This window comes from Candidatus Hydrogenedentota bacterium (assembly GCA_016791475.1).
Taxonomy (GTDB): domain Bacteria; phylum Hydrogenedentota; class Hydrogenedentia; order Hydrogenedentales; family JAEUWI01; genus JAEUWI01.
The window spans coordinates 21,827-40,466 of the sequence record JAEUWI010000063.1 but is presented as its reverse complement, the minus strand read 5'-3'; the positions used below and the strand labels follow the sequence as shown (position 1 = coordinate 40,466).

8 protein-coding genes are annotated in these 18,640 nt (G+C 61.4%); 6 read left to right on the top strand and 2 right to left on the bottom strand.

The features are described from left to right. Positions 1 to 326 precede the first annotated feature (326 nt). The 3 genes from JNK74_24160 to JNK74_24150 all read left to right on the top strand — a co-directional run bounded on the left by JNK74_24160 (position 327) and on the right by JNK74_24150 (position 8,985). Positions 327 to 1,856, top strand: a complete 1,530-nt coding sequence (locus JNK74_24160) for a Do family serine endopeptidase (protein ID MBL7649284.1) — start codon at positions 327 to 329, stop codon at positions 1,854 to 1,856. Between the two features lie 121 nt (positions 1,857 to 1,977). Continuing rightward, the gene (locus JNK74_24155; protein MBL7649283.1) at positions 1,978 to 3,192 is read left to right on the top strand and encodes an ATP-binding protein; all 1,215 of its coding nucleotides are present in this window, start codon (positions 1,978 to 1,980) and stop codon (positions 3,190 to 3,192) included. 141 nt (positions 3,193 to 3,333) lie between these two features. Then, on the top strand, positions 3,334 to 8,985 hold the full coding sequence (locus tag JNK74_24150; protein MBL7649282.1) for a hypothetical protein: 5,652 nt from the start codon (positions 3,334 to 3,336) through the stop codon (positions 8,983 to 8,985). A 374-nt stretch (positions 8,986 to 9,359) separates the two neighbouring features. Here JNK74_24150 and JNK74_24145 read toward each other — a convergent pair whose 3' ends face one another. After that, positions 9,360 to 11,807 (bottom strand): hypothetical protein, encoded by a 2,448-nt coding sequence (locus tag JNK74_24145; protein MBL7649281.1) that lies wholly within the window; start codon positions 11,805 to 11,807, stop codon positions 9,360 to 9,362. 548 nt (positions 11,808 to 12,355) lie between these two features. Here JNK74_24145 and JNK74_24140 point away from each other — a divergent pair. From JNK74_24140 to JNK74_24130, 3 genes are all read left to right on the top strand, one after another. Then, positions 12,356 to 13,711, top strand: a complete 1,356-nt coding sequence (locus JNK74_24140; GenBank protein ID MBL7649280.1) for a neutral/alkaline non-lysosomal ceramidase N-terminal domain-containing protein — start codon at positions 12,356 to 12,358, stop codon at positions 13,709 to 13,711. Further along, complete coding sequence (locus tag JNK74_24135; GenBank protein MBL7649279.1) at positions 13,712 to 15,130, top strand: hypothetical protein; 1,419 nt, start codon at positions 13,712 to 13,714, stop codon at positions 15,128 to 15,130. A 76-nt stretch (positions 15,131 to 15,206) separates the two neighbouring features. After that, complete coding sequence (locus JNK74_24130; protein MBL7649278.1) at positions 15,207 to 15,884, top strand: hypothetical protein; 678 nt, start codon at positions 15,207 to 15,209, stop codon at positions 15,882 to 15,884. A 7-nt stretch (positions 15,885 to 15,891) separates the two neighbouring features. Here JNK74_24130 and JNK74_24125 read toward each other — a convergent pair whose 3' ends face one another. After that, a complete protein-coding gene (locus JNK74_24125; protein MBL7649277.1) occupies positions 15,892 to 18,639 on the bottom strand; it encodes a response regulator in 2,748 nt (915 codons plus the stop codon). Position 18,640 lies beyond the last annotated feature (1 nt).

Below are 18,640 nucleotides of genomic sequence, written 5' to 3'. Positions count from 1 at the left end.
TTGACAGTTGACAGTTGACAGTTGACAGTTGACAGTTGACAGTTGACAGTTGACAGTTGACAGTTGACAGTTGACAGCGACCCCATAAGACCCATAAGACCCATAAGACCCATAAGACCCATAAGACCCATCCCCTCCTCGCTGTCAACTGTCAACTGCGCTGGTATGAAAGACGTTCTCCTGAGAATCTATACGGACTACGCTGGAGCGGCACGAGGCGGACCCGCCGCGCTCAAGGCGTATCAAAAACGCCGCCCGGTGTGATATAACGAAGCAGGTGGTCGGCCCGGCCGCCGAAGGCATGCGTGACTTCAAAGGAGACTTACATGTTGATTGCCCCATTCTGGACCAGAACGCCCGCCCTTGCGCGTCGCGCCGCGCTGGCGCTTGCCGCCGCTGTACTGCTGGCCCAGCCCCACTTGGCCTTCGCCCAGGACGCGCCAGCACCTGCCCAGGACCCCATCGCCGCGCTGAAAAACCTCGGTAATGCCTTCGCCGATATCACCGACAAGACCTCGCCCGCCGTGGTTTTTATCCGCTATGAAAAGCGGCTCAGCAATCAGGCCCTGGGCTTTGGACAGAATGGTCAGATTCCGGACGATTTCTTTGAGCGCTTCTTCGGAATTCCGGGGCAACCCGCGCCCGAACTGCGCCAGGCGCCGCCGCAAGAGGACCCGGAGAATACGCCCCCCGTTCCCGTGGGCCAGGGCAGTGGCTTCATTATCAGTTCGGATGGCCATATCATCACGAACCACCACGTGGTGGATGGCGCCGATAACATTGCCGTCCAGTTGGACGATGGGCGTGAATTCGACGCCACCATCGTCGGCACGGACGCGGAAACCGAGATTGCGGTGATCAAGATCGATGCCACCGACCTTCCCACCATCAGCTTGGGCGACTCCGACGCCCTGCGGGTGGGCGAATGGGTACTGGCCATTGGCAACCCCTTCGGCCTGAGCCACAGCGTCACCGCCGGTATCGTCAGCGCCCGGGGCCGCAGTGATGTAGGCCTGCGCGAAGGCGGGCTCATCGCAGACTTCATTCAGACCGACGCCGCCATTAACCCCGGAAACTCGGGCGGCCCGCTGCTCAACCTGGACGGCCAGGTGGTCGGTCTGAACACCGCCATCCTCAGCCGGAGCGGCGGCTACATGGGTATCGGCTTCGCCATTCCCATCAACATGGTCAAATATGTATCCGAACAGTTAATCGCCAACGGCAAAGTGACCCGTGGGTTCCTGGGCGTCCAGATTCAGGATTTCGACGCTGAAATGTCCAACTTCTTTGAAGGCGTGGATCAGGGCGTTCTCGTGGGCGATGTCATTGAAGGCACACCCGCCGCCGAAGCGGACATCCACCGCGAGGACGTCATCATCGCCCTGAATGGCCAGCCCGTAAAGACGGCGGACTCTTTCAAGAGCCGGGTGTCGATTATCCCCCCCGGACAGGCCGCCGAATTGACCATCATGCGAAACGGCGAAAAAATCGTCAAGAGCGTGACCGTCGCGGCGCGCCCCGACAATCTCGAAGCCGGCGCCGCCGCCGTGGAGAAAGGCGTCAGCAAGAGCGACTCTCTGGGCATTTCCGTGCAGGATCTTACGCCTGAACTGCTGGAGCGCTTCGGCTTCGAGGGCATGGAAGGCGTCCTGATTACGGAAGTGACGCCCAACTCTCCCGCGTCCCTGACCGGCCTCATCGAAGGCATGCTGGTCCAGGAAGTGAACCGCAAGCCCGTGAAGAACGTGGAAGAGTTCAATGCCGCGCTGGAAGAAAACACCAGCGAGCGCGCCGTCCTCCTTCGCGTCCGTGAGAAGGACGTATCCCGCTACGTGACGATAAAAATCAACCGTTAGACTTCGCGGAACAAGCCCCCATCGAGCGCCCCCGGAAATTCCGGGGGCGTTTTTTTTGTACATTGACGCCACAACAATTTCCGTCTATAATGCAATCAGATTGCATATTGGACGAAATTCTATGTACACCCCAAGATCCCTTGATGCATTCCTGAACAAGGCCAGCGGGCTCTTTCCGGTAGTGCTCGTCACCGGCGCCCGGCAGGTTGGCAAAACCACGCTGCTGCGACACGCCGCCGGACAGATCCGGCGCTACGTCACGCTGGACGACCCTTTGCTGCTGCGGCTGGCACAGGAAGAACCCGCCCTGTTCGTCCAGCGTTTTCCGCCACCGGTGCTCATCGACGAAATCCAGTACGCTCCCGGGCTCCTGCCCCACATCAAGATGGCGGCAGACGAACTGGGAAAGCCCGGCCTGTTCTGGCTCACGGGCTCGCAACAGTTTCACCTGATGAAAGGCGTGTCGGAGTCCCTGGCGGGGCGGGTAGGTACGATGCAACTGCTGGGCCTGTCACGGCGGGAGCTTACCGGAAAGGATGTGGACGCTGCGCCCTTCCTTCCGGGCGCGATGGAATCGAAAGATCCCGGTGCCGCGCTAACGCTCTCCGCGCTCTATCAACTCATCTGGCGTGGCTCCTATCCCGCCGTAGCATTGAATCCCGCCATGGAAAAGGAACTGTTCTATCGATCCTATCTGCAATCCTACCTTCAGCGAGACGTGCGCGACCTCGCGCAGGTTGGAGACGAAATGGCCTTTCTCCGTTTCCTTCGCGCCGCGGCGGCCCGTTCCGCCCAGTTGCTGAATATGGCGGACCTTGCGCGGGATGCCGACGTCGCGCCAAATACGGCGAAGCGTTGGCTTTCCATCTTGCAGACTTCGGGGATCGTCTATCTGTTGCCGCCCTGGCACAGCAACCGCACGTCGCGCCTCGTCAAGACGCCAAAACTCTACTTCCTCGATACCGGACTGTGTACCTATCTGACCGAGTGGTCCAGCCCGGAAACACTGGAGGCCGGGGCCCTCTCCGGCGCGATTCTGGAAACCTGGGTCGTAACGGAATTGCTCAAGAGTTATTGGCACAACGGTCGACATGCGCCCTTCTCGTTCTATCGGGACAAAGAACAAAAGGAAATCGACCTGCTGATAGAGCAGGATGGCGTCCTTTATCCGATCGAAATCAAGAAGTCAGCCAACCCATCGCCGAAGGCGGTCGGCAGCTTCAAGACGCTAGGGAAGTGCGGCGTGTCCGTCGGGCGTGGCGCGCTCCTGTGTCTCGCGGACCAGTTACTGCCGCTGACCGACAGCGTGGATATCGTTCCCGTGAGCGCGCTGTAGGGCATTTGCGAGGCCCTCCGAAAGCGCGTCGCGTCCATGCGGAATGTCGTCCAAAAAAATTCCACGTAACGTTGCGTCATTTGTGGTTTAATTGTAGCGCGGTTATTTTCGGTCCCCCTACAAATGGAGCACCCTGTTGCCATGAACACCCATCCGGTATTGCGCCCCCTTTTCTATTCCCTATACCTGCTGGTGCTGGGCGCGCTCGCCCAGGCCCAGGAGGCCCCGCCGGAGCCAGCGCCCGCCGCCACCCAACCCGGCGCGCCGACGCTGGTCGGCACTTATCCCCTTCCGGGTGAGGCTTTCGACCGCAAGATTGTGTTTTATTTCGACCAGCCCCTGGCCGAAGTCGCCGACCCCGCTACGCTGATCCAGTTGCAGCCCGCACTACCGGGGACCTGGAAGCAGCAGGGCAATGTTGTCGCGCTGGAAATAGCGCCCGGGACGATTGCCGTTCCGGGCATCTACCGCGCGACCTTTCTGCCGACCCTGACCAACGCCTCGGGACAAATGCCCTCACCCCCAGCCCAGCCTCTCCTCTTTGCAAGCGCGGTGCTTTCCGTACCGCGCTTCAGCTATGGCGTCGTCGGCCCCATCACCACGAGCGTCTTACTGGACTTCACGATGCCCGTCCGCTGGGAACAAGTGCAGCAGCATTTGAGCATCACGGACAAGGGTGGCAACCCGGTAGAATTCAACCTGCCCCTTCGCGATCAGGCGACCCAGTTTATCGCCGTCGTCCCGAGCACATCCTTGCCCCCCTTCACGGCGGTAGTTTCTCAGGGTCTGACCGACGCCACGGGACAGTTTCAGACGTCCTCTCCCACTACGCTGAAGCTTGACGCCCCCGATGCCTTCAAACTGGGCAAGTTTGAATGGACCCGCCTCGACGACACGACCGACCGCCTTCTGGTTTCGGTGTCTCACGATGTCCCGGCCGGCAGTCTTCTCTCTCATTTTCAGCTCTTTGCGGGCAACAGCACGGAACCGATGGCACTGGAACCGGGTGAATCCGGCGAATCCCGGATCATTGCTTTCGATTTCGAACGCGCCTCTCAGCAAGGCAAGATTCTGCGCTACGAATTCAAGCCCCCGCTTGAATCCCTCTCGCCGCTGATTCCTCAGGAGGCCCAGAACGGCACGGTCACCTGGCAGTCGGAAAACCTGCGTATTGAAAGCCACTACTGGCGCTCCCGGGGCATCAATCCCCTGCGCCTTCAACTCTACTTCAGCAATCCCGTGTCCGCTTCGGCCTTGGAGAAATACCTCTCGGTGACCCCCGCCGTGAAGGACCTTAAAGTCGAGGCCGGGGAATATGGCAGCGTCGATCTCCTCGGAGAGTGGGTCCCGGAACAGGCCTACACCCTCCATATCGCGGAAGGCCTGACCGACCAGCAGGAGCTTCAGTCGGTCGATTCACCCCTATCCTGGAATGTCGATTCAGCACCCCGCCAGACCGGCACCGGCTTCGCCTTCGAAGAGCCCTATTACTTCCCCCGTCGGCTCGCGGGCCCGTTAAAGGTCTACTCCCGCAATGTGGAGAAGGCGGAGGTCACGCTGTACCAGTTGTTCCCGTCCAATCTCGTAAAAGCCCTGGATTACATGGAAGCGGGCAAGACCTCGGGCTCATTCGGGTTCGAACTCAGCCGCAAGATCGCGTCCCGCTCTATCGATTTTGAGAGAAAGCCCGATGCCCGCGTCGAAGCGGCCCTGCCGATGGATGGCTTCATGCCGGAAGGCAAGAAGGGCATTTTCGGCCTCACGCTCACGCCGGGTGACGACTACTACGACACGAAAATCGTTGTCTGGACGGATATCGGCGTGCTGGCCCACTGGCAGGACGACCAGTTGCTGATCTACACCCACAACCTCTGGAACCTCGCGCCCCTGGCCGATGCCAAGGTCACCGTCTACTCCGCCAAGCACCAGCCCATGGGCGAAGTAACCACGGGCGCCGACGGCGTCGCACGACTCCAGGGCTGGGACCCGGAACTGGGTCGGCCCCGCGTGGTTATTGTGGAATCGGCGGACGATTTCACCTTTTTGCCACTGAACGAGCGTACCGATGACCCGGTGGCCTTCAGCGACACCATGCCCGCCTTCACCGCGACCGGCTACGACGCCTTCCTCTACCTTGACCGCAATCTCTATCGTCCCGGCGAGATGATGCACCTCCGCTGGCTCGTGCGTCAGGCCGATGGCACGCCCCTCAAAGACGCGCCGCTGAAACTGCGCCTGGTCGACTCCACGGAGAATGCCAAAGAGTTCACCAGCACCCTTTCCACCTGGGGCAGCGGCTCCCTTGACCTGGAAACGGCGCGCGACTGGCTCACGGGCGCCTATACCGTCGAGCTCTGGGTGCCCGGCGCCGATATGCCCCTGACCACGCAGAAAGTCAATATTGAAGACTTCGTGCCCAGCCGCATCGAGGTCAAAGTCACTGCGGCGGCCCCCTTCTGGCTCCCGGAGGAGGAGCACGCGATCACGGTGACCGGCGAACAGCTTTCCGGGGGCCCGGCGCGGGAGCGACGCACCTCCGCCGCCGTCATCATCGACAAAGCCCCCTGGAAGCCGGAGCAGTGGCCCGACTACACCTTCACCAATGAAGCGCCCTACAACGGGGACGTGCGCACCCTTGGCGAGGCCACCTCGGACGGACTCGGCAACGCTGGCTTCTCGTTCAAGTGGCAGCCCGGCAAGGAGATCTCGTTCCCGGTGGAAGGTACGTTGCGCGGCGAAGTCTTCGAACCGGGCGGACGCAACGTAGCAGGCCGCACCAAGGCCTTCCTTTTTCCCGCCCCGGACATGCTCGGCATGGCGGTGGCCAGCGGCACGAAATCGAACACCATCGATGTCTCCGTCGCGGCGGTTCGGCCCGACGGATCCGCGTCCGCCCTCGATTCCGCCCTCGTCACGCTGGAAAGGAAGCAGTGGAGCTACTACGTCCGGCGCTATTCCAGTCACAACGAGGCGAACTGGAACGAAGGCTTCGTCACGGTTAAAACTGAAACCGTGCCACTGAAAGAGGGCAAGGGTTCGGTTACCCTGGCCTATACCTCGGACTACGGCAACTACCGGGTTCGGGTCCACCGCGCGGATTCGCCCCAGTTCGCTTCTCAGAGTTTCTGGTCCTACGGCGGCCAGGCCCGGGTGGTGGATGGAAGCCGCCCGTCCCTCATCAAGCTCGTTCCTGACAAAACGACATACACCCTTGGCGAAACGGCCAGCGTCCGTATCGAGTCCCCCTTCGACGGCAACGCCGTTGTTGTGATCCAGGGCGGCGGGATCGACCAGGCCGTCACCGTCCCCATTGCGAACGGCTCCGGCGTGCTCACGCTGCCCCTGGAACTGAAGCACGTGCCCAATGTGTGGCTCGAGGCCACCGTCATCCATCCCGTGGAGCCGGGCGCGCCGCTGACCTATCCCTACGCCAGCTTCGCCATGCTCAACGTGCCCGTGGCCGATCCCTCCAAGGCGCTGAGCATAAACTTCAACAGCCTCCCCGAGGAAATTCGCCCGGCCTCCAAGCTGGATGTCTCCCTCACGGTGGCCGGTCCGGACGGCCTGCCCGTGGCCTCGGAAGTGACGCTCGCTCTGGTGGACGAAGGTATTCACCAGATCCTTCAATACCAGAATCCTGATCCGGTTTCCTGGTTCCAGCGCAGTCGGAAACCCACCTATCGCAGGGCGCACTACTATGATCAGGTCGCCTACGATTTCGAAGCCGCAAAGATCGGCGGCGACGAACTCCTGCGCAAGCGCATCGATTCCACCGTGGGCGAAAACTGGATCAAGCCCCTTGCCCTCTGGTCCGGCGCAATAACCACCGATGCCACCGGCACCGCGACCGTATCCATGGACATACCCGAATTCTCGGGCAAGGTGCGGCTGGTCGCCGTGGCCACCACGGGCGATCGGGCGGGCAGCCAGGCGGCGAATGTGACGATCCGGCGTCAGGTCATCCTGCGCACGTCGCTTCCTCGCTTCGTGGCGCCGGGCGACACTTTCGCAGTCACGGTGTCACTCCAGAACATGCTTCAGACCCGCGCGTCGGTCACCCTGACTGCCGATGCCTCTCCCCCGCTGGTTATGGCGCCGCTCAAGCAGGTTGCCGAACTGGAAGGTGGCGAGGAACGAGTCTTCACGGTGCCCGTTGCCGCAGGGGAAGCCACGGGGTCCGGCAAGATCGGCTGGAGCATGGATGTGCTCAATACGGAAGGGGCGGTGGTCGAGCAGTACGCCACGGAGACGGCCCTTAAAGTACAGTCTCCCTCGGTGTACCAAGTCCGCAGCGAGATGGCGGTGATCCCCGCCGGAGAAAGCCGCGAATTTGAGAATAGCGTCTTCAGAGACAATGGCCAACTGGAGGCCACGTTAACCGCAACCCCCAATCCACTGGCGCGGCTGCGGAAGGCCCTCGACTATGTAGTAGGCTATCCCTATGGTTGCGTGGAGCAGACGACCTCGCGCTGTCTGCCCCTCTTCCTTCTGGGCCAGGCCGCGGCGAGCACGGGCAACGAGATGGACGCTACCCAGTTCCAGCAGTTCATCCAGGCGGGCATTGACCGGCTCCTTTCCATGCAGACCCGGAGCGGTGGCCTCGGCTACTGGCCCGGAGCGACCGAAGCGTCGACCTATGGCAGCATTTACGGCGGTCATTTCCTGGCGCTTGCGAAACAGGACGCGGCCTTCCAGGTACCCGATGAAAAATTCGACGCCCTGATGCGGTACCTCAGAGAGCGCATCCCCCTTGCGCCCAATGAGGGTCCCATGTCCCTCTACAACTACGCCTACGCCTGCTATGTGCGCGCGCTGGCGAAGGATGAAACGGTCATGGCGGCCATCAACAGCCTCGATGCGCTGCCTGTGCCCACGGCCGCCCGGCAATGGCTCGCCCTCGGGGCCATTACCTTCACGGGCGCGGCCGATCAGGCCCAGGCCTATCTGCTGAAGAACCCGAGCGCACCTTATATGGACCGGGAGCAGGGCAATTCCCTGAACTCGGGAATCCGGAACGACGCGATCACGCTGATGACTCAGATGGCGGTAAAGTTGGACCCGAAATACGTCCAACCCCAGGCCGAGAAGCTTCTTCGCTTTCTGGAGGATACCCCCTATTCAACCCAGGAAGCCGCCTTCGTGGTCACCGCCCTCTCCGCCTATATGAAGTCCAACGCAGGTGACTTGAGCAAAGCCCACGCCAGCTTCCTCACGCCCGATGGAACCAGCGAGGAGAAGGGCGACTTCAGCTACAAGCACAAGCACGAGGGTCCTGGCGCGAAATTTGCCGTAACCAACAGCGGGAGCACGCCGCTCTATGTTCACTTCGATACCGCCGGTATTCTGGTCAATCCCGATGTGGAGGCGGCGGCCAACGGTATCGCACTGAAACGCACCATGGAGGGTAAAGGTGGCCCCGTCGAACCCGGCGCGCTCAAACAGGGCGAGAACTATCTGCTGACGGTAGAGATCACGTGTGATCAGGCCTATGAAAACGTTATCCTGGCCGATCTGCTTCCGGGCGGCCTCGAAATCGAGAACCCCCGACTCGACGGTGGCGCATTGGCGGTATGGAAGAAATCCGACGGGGTGATACCGTCCTTCCTCGAAATGCGCGACGATCGACTGGTGGCCGCCTTCGACCGCCTCGAACGAGGAACGCACAGATTCTACTACGCCGTGCGCGCCGTGACCTCGGGCACCTTCCAGCACCCGGGCGGCAATGCCGAGTGCATGTATGAAGTGAAGTACAACGGCCGAACCGCGGCGGGTTCGGTGACGATTAGCAATTGACGATTTGGAATTCACAGTTGACAATGGACAATTGACAACGAATGAATGCGCCCCGCCTGAACATTCAGGCGGGGCGCCGCTTTTTCCGCGACGGGACCGTCCTGCACGTCAGGGCCCGTCGATTTACACTCGATACCAGGAACATAATCACCGCCCGAACCAGAGTCGCCCGCCAGGCGTGCGGGACCGTCCCGCGTATTCAAAGCGTGGGACAGTCCCAGCGCCACCTGCCTCACATAAGCGTGCGCCGCCCCCCCTGTAAACCGCCCCGAACCAGGTGAGCTCTATGGATTGGACAGTCCCAATGCGATGCGCCCCGCCTGAATTGTCAAGCGGGGCGCTGCTTTTCATTCGTAATTCGTAATTCTCAATTCTTAATTCTTGATCAGCCAGACCTCGGCGACCACACAGCCCCGGCCTTCGACCAGGTTCCACTCCACGTCGAGCGTGCCCCCCTTGGTGGCTTCCCGCGGCAGGTAGTAGGACACCGGCCAGATGGGATCCGGCTGGGGCACGGGCCCATGGATACTGAACTCGTCGTTCAGCGTCAGCGTCATGGACGGTTTGAATCGACCCGCATAGGTCACTTTCAGCGTGTACTGCGCCTTGGGATCAAGTCCTTCATAGCGCATCTTCAGCGGCGTGCCATACAGCGTGGCCACCTGCGACTGCCAGGACATGCGCATTTCCTGACGTTCTTTCGTCGCCGCAGCGCTATTCTTGGCGCGCTCTTCTTTAAAGACCATGTTCTCCGCCTGGGCCTGGCTTGCGGCATTCTTGATGGTTTTCTGGTCGGCCTTGTAATACGGAAACTCTACACGGGCGGTGTGGCACGCGGAGGGATCTTCATCCCAGCTCTGCTGGTAGACGACGTGTTCGGACTTGCCGATATTGCCCAGATCATCATAGAAACCACCAGGGCCCGGATTCTCCCAGTAGCGGATTTCGTCGATGGCGGCAAGCTGGTCGTCAAGCTTCTCCATGGCAAGAATCTTGACGAAGCGCTGCTCGAGCCAGGGACGATTGTTCACCGGCTGATCGAGCCAGTCCAGGAGTGCGCCGCGCTCCGAATTCCGCGCAAGGTAGGGGGCTTCCGCGCTCAACTGATAGCCGATGCTCTTCAACAGCACAGGGCCGAGCGCCTCAATACCGGCCCTTAGTTCGGGTGCGGCGGGCGTATCCGCCTTGGCCAGGGCCGACCGGGCCTTGTCAATGACTGTCGCGACGCCCTCGTTCTTGGCCTTCGCAAGAATCGCGTTTGCCTCTTTTTCGTAACCGCGCTGAGCCCGGGTCTCCGCCTGAACGTTCGCGTCAAAACGAGCGCGGAAGAGGTACATCTGAGCGCGCCAGTTGGTGTCCCAGTCCGGAACTTTCTTCGCAATCCCTTCCCAAAGCGCGAGGCTCTTGGGAATAGCCTTATTCTGAAGAATCGGGCCTTGCCAGCATTCTTCGAAGAGGCGCATCCCCTTCGCGACGTCGTCCGCCAGGGCTTCGCCAAACCACACCTTGCCGTATTCCCGAAGGGCGGCATCCAGATCCGCCGCGGGGTCCCATCCCAGGGTGTTCCAGACAAATTTGTTCAGGTCGTCGTGGATCCCGTCGGAATAGGTGCCGAATCCGTCGCTCAGGTTCATGTAGCGCTGAAAGATATGCTGCTGCATCGCCGGCATGGGCATCATGGGTTCGCGGCCCACGGTGTTCGCGAAGACCGGATCCCAATCCGGGATCCCGTACTGGCAACGAATCGTGTGGTTGATATCCGGGTAGCGGCGCAGGGGGAAACGCTCCGGCGTGCGCTCCCGCATCTCTTCCCATCCCATTTTGGTCCACGGGCCATAGACAAGCCCCTCAAGCCACTGGGGGTCTTTTTCCGCCAGGTAGTTGAAGAAATAGTCGTTCTCTTCCAGCGTAAAGGTCTGGTTCGAGACCCAGAGTTTCGCGGTGGGATGAAGTTCTTTCAGGATGGGCGACAGGGCCTCCATGAAGGTGAGAAGGTGCTCGGCAGGCGCGTCGCCATCGTCACCGCCCGGCACGAAGATGTGATCCACCGCGGGGAAGTCCTTCAGGAAGGCCCGGCGCTTCTCCAGCGCCACGGCGAGCCCCTCGGGCGTGGTCACGTCTTCGCCCTCGTCCGCCATGACGGGCGACCAGACCCAGACGTCGATGCCGTAGGAATCGATCAGGCCGGAAAGCTTGATGTTCATCCCGTGCATCGTCTCCACCATGACTTTACCGTCCTTCGCGGTGGGGTCCAGGTTATTGATCAGTTCGACGCCGTTGCAGCCGAACATAACCAGGTCGCGAATGTACTGTTCATAGGTTTCCAGCGACCAGGCGTCGTAGGTGTTCGCCGTGTCGCGATAGGCCAACTGGTGCGCCCGGATCGGCACTTCGGGCGAGGTGCTGATGGGAGCGGCAAGTTCCAGCGCGAGCGTGCCCGGACCATAAGTCGCCAGACGGATCAGCCGGCCCGCGGCGAACATGGCGCCCCGCTCATCGAAACCGGCGAGCTTCACCGTATTGCCGTTCACTGTGACGCCGTAGCCCTCGGCTTTCCTGGGCACATTGACGCCCTTCACCGCCGGTGCGACACCCAGTTCGATGATGACCCCGTCCGCCGGAGCCTCAGCGGCAATCGCCAGCGTCACCCCGCTGCGCTCCGCCAGTTCCTCCTGCAACATCTCCGCCGCCTTCGCCACGACTGCCGAATCCGATTTCGTGACAATCGTCGCGCCATTCAGATCCAGGCCCAGCACCGGCAGGGCCGCCAGGGTCACCATGGCCGGTACCGAGGCACGTCGCAACAGATTACGCCAATACATACTGCTCTCCTTGTTATGATTTCGAGATGAACCGGGTTGGAATCACAAACCGAATACACGCGGCGCGCCAACACGGAATGATAGACCGAGATTTCATTGATTTAAGCAGAATTCCGGAGGGGGATCAAGGAAAACTGCCCGAACCGCGAATGGACGCGAATATACGCGAATGAAGCGGTGGCCACTTCTGGAACGAGCGAGGGCGCTGACTGGGCACCAGTGCCTCCACAACTATTCGTCTCCCCATGTCTGAGTTCAGCGTTTCCGGCTGTTGGCAACCGTCGAACTAAGTCCTCATTGGCCAGTCTCTATCTTCCGATTTTTCTGATTTCGACGACCCGCTCCGATACTCACACCTCTATTCGCGTTCATACGCGTTCATTCGCGGTTCCTTAGGCTTCAATCTTATTCCAGTAGCGGTCTGCAACCGGGTATGGACAACCGCGAAATGTGAAATCCCCCCCGCCGTGGTGTACCATCGCTCCCTTGGTAGTCCGGCGCGGATTTGGGCCGCTCCGGCAAGCTGTTTCCTTCTGGAGGATGACTTCGTGTATGTACAACTTAAGCGGGGTGGGCTTGCGCTGCTCCTGGGGCTCCTGTTCGCGCCCCTGGCCATGGCGGATGGTATGAAGATCGGACTGGGCCGAGTGGCCATTACACCCAGCAAGCCCGTGTGGATGGCGGGCTATGCCTCGCGCACGGAACCGGGTTCGGGCAAGCTTCACGATCTGTGGACCAAGGCCATGGCCATCGAGGACGGGTCTGGTAACAAGGTGGTGATCGTAACAGCGGACATCATCGGCTTTTCTCTGGACATGACCGATGCCGTCTCCAAGCGCATCGAAGACGCCTATGGGATTCCCCGGAGCAACCTGCTCTTCAATTCGTCCCACACCCATTGCGGCCCGGTGGTAAAGAACGACGGTCTCCATATCACCTATGGTCTTGAGGGCGCGAACGAAGAGCGCGCGGTGGAGTACACCCGTGAACTCGCGGAAATGGTCTACCAGGCCATTGACGCTTCCATAAAGGATCTCGCGCCGGGAACGCTGTCCTGGGGCATTGGCGAGGCCATGTTCGCGAAGAACCGGCGCGCCTATGGCGCCGGCGGCGTGTCGAATGATTTCAACCCCATCGGTCCGGTGGACCATGATGTTCCCGTACTGCTGGCGAAGGGCGCCGACGGCGTGGTGCGGGGCGTGCTCTTCGGCTATGCCTGCCACAATACGACCTTGAGCATTCAGGAGTTCAACGGCGACTATGCGGGCTTCGCCCAGCTCACCGTGGAAAAGGCCTTTCCCGGCGCCACGGCGCTCTTCGCCCAGGGCTGCGGCGGCGATCAGAACCCGCTGCCCCGGCGCGAAGTTGTGCTGGCCGAAAAGTACGGCACAGAGCTCGGCGGCGCGGTTTCGGCGGTAAGCAACGGCCAGATGACGCCGGTGGACGGCGCCATCTCGGCGCGCTACAAGGTCATCCCCCTGGCGCTCAGCGCACCGCCCACCGAAGCGGAAGTGGATGCGCAACTTACCAGTCAGGATGTGTACCTCCAGCGCCGCGCAAAGAAGCTGAAAGCGATCTATGCGGAAAAGGGCGCCCTCCCCACCAGCCTGCCCTATGTGGTCCAGGTCATCAAGCTCGGCAACGACGTTCAGATCACGGCGCTGAGCGGCGAAGTGACCGTCGACTACAGCCTGCTGATCAAATACCACTATCCCCGGCACAAGCAATTTGTCATGGGCTATTCCAACGATTGCCCGGCCTACATCCCCTCCCTTCGCGTATTGAAAGAGGGCGGCTACGAAGGGGGCGATTCCATGGTCTACTATGGCGTGCACGGCCCCTGGGCGCCCTCCATCGAAGAAGACATCATGAAAACGATCCACGAACTGGCAAAGGCGGAATAGATGATCCACTCCCTCACTCGAACCCTGATTGCTGCGACGCTCCTTTTCACGCCGGCTGCGATTCACGCCCAGGAGGCCGCCAAGGTCTTCAAGGCGGGCGCGGCCACGGCCAACATCACGCCCTGGCTCGGCTATTCCCTGGCCGGCGGCATGGAGGATCGTCAGGCTACGCGTGTCGATGACGAGCTTCATGTGCGCGCCATCGTGATGGATGACGGCACGAACCAACTCGCCATCGCGCTGGTGGACTGCTGCATGGTGGAGCGGCCCATTGTGGATGGGGGCAAGGACCGCGCCAATGCCGCAACGGGCATCCCCCAGTCTCACATGCTGGTGGCCGCAACCCACTCGCACAGCGCCGGCACCTGCGCCCACATCTTTCAGTCGGACCCCGACCCCGCCTATACCACGCTGGTAACGCGGAAGATCGGAGATGCGATCACCCAGGCCTGGCTTGACCGCGTACCCGCGAAGATCGCCTGGGGCGCGGGCGCCGTGCCCGATGAAGTGCACAACCGTCGGTGGTACATGAAGGACGGCACCATCGGCGAGGACCCCTTCGGCAAGACGAACGATAAGGTAAAGATGAATCCGCCCCGTGCCAGCGCGGATCTGATCAAGCCCGCGGGCCCGACGGACCCGGAAGTTTCCGTACTCGCGCTGGAAACGGTCGAAGGTAAACCGCTGGCCCTTCTCGCCAACTACTCGCTCCACTATGTGGGCGGCATGCCCGGGATCTCGGCGGACTATTTCGGCGTGTTCAACCAGGCCATTGCCGACCTGCTGGATGCGGACGACGACTTCGTCGCCATCATGTCCAACGGCACGAGTGGCGATATCAACAACATCGACTTCACGAAGCCCGCACCCGAGCAGAAGCCGGGCGAGCAAATGTTTCTGGTAGGCAACAAAGTGGCGGCGGAAGTGCACCGCGCCTACGGCGAGCTCCAGTTTCAGGACTGGGTGCCGCTGAATGCCGTGCAAAAGGAGATCACTCTGGGCATCCGCAAGCCCACGGCGGTTGAACTGGACGAGGCGAAGACCATCCTGAAGGCTGCCGAGGGCCGTCCGCTTCAGGGGCTCCGTGAGATCTACGCGAACTGCACCGTGGACCTGGCCGCCTACCCCGACACGGACGATCTGATCCTCCAGGCCCTCCAGATTGGCGACCTCGGAATCGCGGCCATCCCCTGCGAAGTGTTTGTGGAGATTGGCCTCGCCATCAAGGGTGAATCCCCCTTTGCCGATAATTTCACCATCGAGCTGGCAAACGGGTACAATGGTTACCTGCCTACGGAAGCACAGCACCCCCTCGGCGGTTATGAAACCTGGCGCGCAAAGTCGAGCCGCCTGGAAGTAAAGGCCGCCACGGTCATCCAGAAAACGATTCTGGAGCTGCTGGGAGAACTCAAGAAATAACACCGTCCGCTCCCGGCGGGCGGGATCACACCGGTCCCGCCCGCCGTCAGGGCGCGGATCGAAGGGGAACCTCAAGATGCGCGCGCTCGTTACCACCCTCCTCGCCCTGACCCTGCTGTCCGGGTTTGTCGCCGCCGAAGAGGTGGAGAATTCTCCGGCCCGATGGGAAAAGACCATTGCGGGCTTCGAGGCCAAAGATCGGGAAGAACCCGTCGCGCCCGGGGGCGTTCTTTTTCTCGGCAGTTCCAGTATCCGCATGTGGGAACTGGGAAAGTGGTTCCCCGGTTTACCCGTGCTCAATCGGGGCTTCGGCGGCTCGGAAATTTCCGATTCTCTTTACTATGTTGATCGCATTGTCCTCCCTTACAAACCGTCCGCGATCGTCTTCTATGCGGGGGACAACGACATCGCCCGCGACAAATCTCCGGAAACGGTCACCGAGGACTTCAAGAAGCTGGCGACCAAAGTCTGGGAGCACCTCCCCGAGACCCGAATTCTGTTTATCGGTATCAAGCCCAGCACCGCCCGATGGAATCTTTATCCCGAGATGAAGAAAGTCAACGAGGCGATTCGTGCGATGGCCCAGTCCGAGCCCCGGCTGGTACTGGTGGACGTGGAAAGCGTTATGCTCGGCGAGGACGGCCTCCCCCGACAGGAGTTTCTCCAGAAGGATGGACTCCATATGACCGATGCGGGGTACGCCGCGTGGACCAAGCTGGTCAGTCCTCTGCTCCCGGCACCCGCGGCGGGCTGAAGCCGGGTCAGTTCAGGAATTTCTCCAGGACCACGCGAAGCTCGTTGGGCTTTACCGGTTTGGAGATGTAGTCGTCCATCCCGGCGTCCATACACATTTCTCGATCGCCCTGCATGGCGTTGGCCGTCATGGCCACGATGGGAATGTCGTGACGGGGCACGCGGCTATCGGCGTCGCGAATAATCCGGCTTGCCTCCAGCCCCCCCATGCCCGGCATCTGAAGGTCCATGAGCACCAGGTCGTATTCGCTTTCGGCCAGTGCCTCGATGGCCTCCTCGCCGTTCGCGGCGATCTCCACGCGATAGCCGAGGCGCTCCAGTATTTTTACGGCGACCATCTGGTTGGTTGGATTGTCCTCCGCCAGGAGTATCCGGGCTCCCCGACGCTCGCCGGCAACTCGTTCCGCGGCCGGGTGCTGAGGTTCGGATTCGGCGCGCCGTTCCAGACCCGTACCCGGTATCGCCGCCATGGTCTGTCTGAGCTGGCTCTGCTTTACCGGCTTGGTGACGTAGGCGGTACTCAAGTCGGCCAGCCGTGTCATGCCGCGCTGACCCGCGATCGTGCTCATGAAAATAATCGGAATGGCACCCAGGGTGGCGTCGGCACGTATCCGGCGGGCGAGGCCCTCTCCGTCCATACCCGGCATCTGGAGATCGAGGAGGACCAGACTGAAAGCGTTTCCGGGATGCCGCAGGCACTCCCATCCTTCGTCTCCAGACGGGGTAGCCACGCAACGGCAGCCCCACGCGCTCAGGAGGTCGTGGACATGACGGCGATTGGTTCCATTGTCGTCCACGATGAGTACCTGAAGGGCCGGAAAGGGCTGGCGCTCGATCGGGGCATTATTCCCCGCCTGTTTCTGGAATCGGGCCGAAACGCGAAAGGTCGATCCCGCGCCGACGGTACTCTCCAGTGCGATGGTTCCACCCATGCCCTCCACGAGCCGTTTCGAAATGGCCAGCCCCAGGCCCGTTCCCCCGTACTTGCGGGTGGTGGACGCATCCACCTGGGTAAACGCGGAGAACAGCAAGGGGAAGTGTGCGGTCGGTATGCCGATGCCCGTGTCGCTGACGGCAAACTCGACGAGAACTTCTTCTTCACCATTTTCCAGGCAGGACACCCGCACCGCGATTTCGCCGTGCTCTGTGAACTTGATGGAATTGCTCACGAGATTCGTAATCACCTGGCGCAGGCGTCCCGGATCACCGCGGAGTGCGGTGGGCAATTCGGGCGCGATGGATATGACCATTTCCAGGCCTTTTTCCTGGGCCTTGAAGCCCAGGGTGTCGCCGACGCTCTCGAGCGTTGCGCGGAGGTCGAAGTCCAGCACTTCAAAATCGAGCTTGCCCGCTTCGACCTTGGAGAAATCCAGAATATCATTGATGAGCGTGAGCAGCGAGTCGCCGGAGGCGCGGACGATCTCAAGGTAGGTCTGTTGCTCCCGACTCAATTCGGTGTCCAGGAGCAGGCCGGTCATGCCGATGACTCCGTTCATGGGCGTGCGAATTTCGTGACTCATGTTGGCCAGAAACTGGGCCTTCGCTTCCGTTGCGGCTTCCGCTTTGTTCTTGGCGGCTTCCAGGGCCTCCGCTGTCTCCGCCAGGGAACGATAGGCCGTGCGGATGGTTTCCACCTGCAATTTCACCGTGCGGGCAATTCGGCTTGCGAATAGTAGAAAGACGCCGGCGGTCAGCACGGCGACACCGACCATGGAGTACAGGGCCTGGTTGAACCGGGTTTCGGTGTCCGCCGAAAGCTGAAGCACGGAGAGTTCGGCCGCCTTGCGAATGTCGTCCACCACCCCATGGGCGCTTTCCAGGGCGTGCCGGGTCATCTGGAGGATCTGTTCGCGGTCTTCCTCGATCCGGTGTCCCTGCTCCACCATTTCGTAGAACCCGTTGCCGCCGACAACGATGGTCTGGTGGTCGAAGTCAATGGTGTAGCCCTCCCCGAGCAGCAAGGTCTCAAATTTCCGCATCGGTTCCGCAAGCTCGCTTTCCACCCCGCCCCCGGATGTCGCGCGCGCCACCGCATCGCGCAGCCTGGTCAGGATCGGCTTCAGGCGATTGTCTTTGTAGTCGACCAGTCGATCCACGTTCGGTTCGGCCGTCATGCGCTCCAGAAGCAGGGCAAGATCGGCAAGTTCGCTCCGGGCGGCCGTGAGCACGGGATTCATTTTCGGCCGCGGCGCGTCGCCATCAACGGGGGCGGGCGGTACCGCCCCATCCCGCCCGAGAAGCCGGTTCAATTCTATTGCGAGCTGGAGGCGCTCCCGTCCTTCGGCTTTCTCCACGGCCTCGCGCAGGGCCAGGAGCGCGGACTCCACGGCGCGTCGGCGCTCTCGAAACTGGTTATGGCCGCGCAGGTAGGTCGCCCGCCAATCAACCGCCCGGCGGTGCAATCCGGCCAGTTCGTCGATCGCCAACGTCGCGGCTTCCTGTCTGGAGGGGTTCACCCGGGCGACGGTGGGGAGTTCCGCTCGGAAGTGGGCGATCCACTCCCCCGCGCCCTCCGCCCCGGCTTGTTCGTCCAGGAGGCGCGTCAATTCGGCCTCCGCCTCGCCCAGACTCCGATGCATGACTTCGGCGGTTCGCACCGTTTCCTGCTGGAGAGCGTCCCGGGAACGCCGTTCCGCGCGCATGTCTTGAATACTGAGGGCGAAGATCAGCAGCATGATTCCCCCGGCCGACATGCCGACGAGGGTAAGCAGCCACACGAGACGCGAAGTGCTGGTTCGTTGCTGTGTGGGGGACATG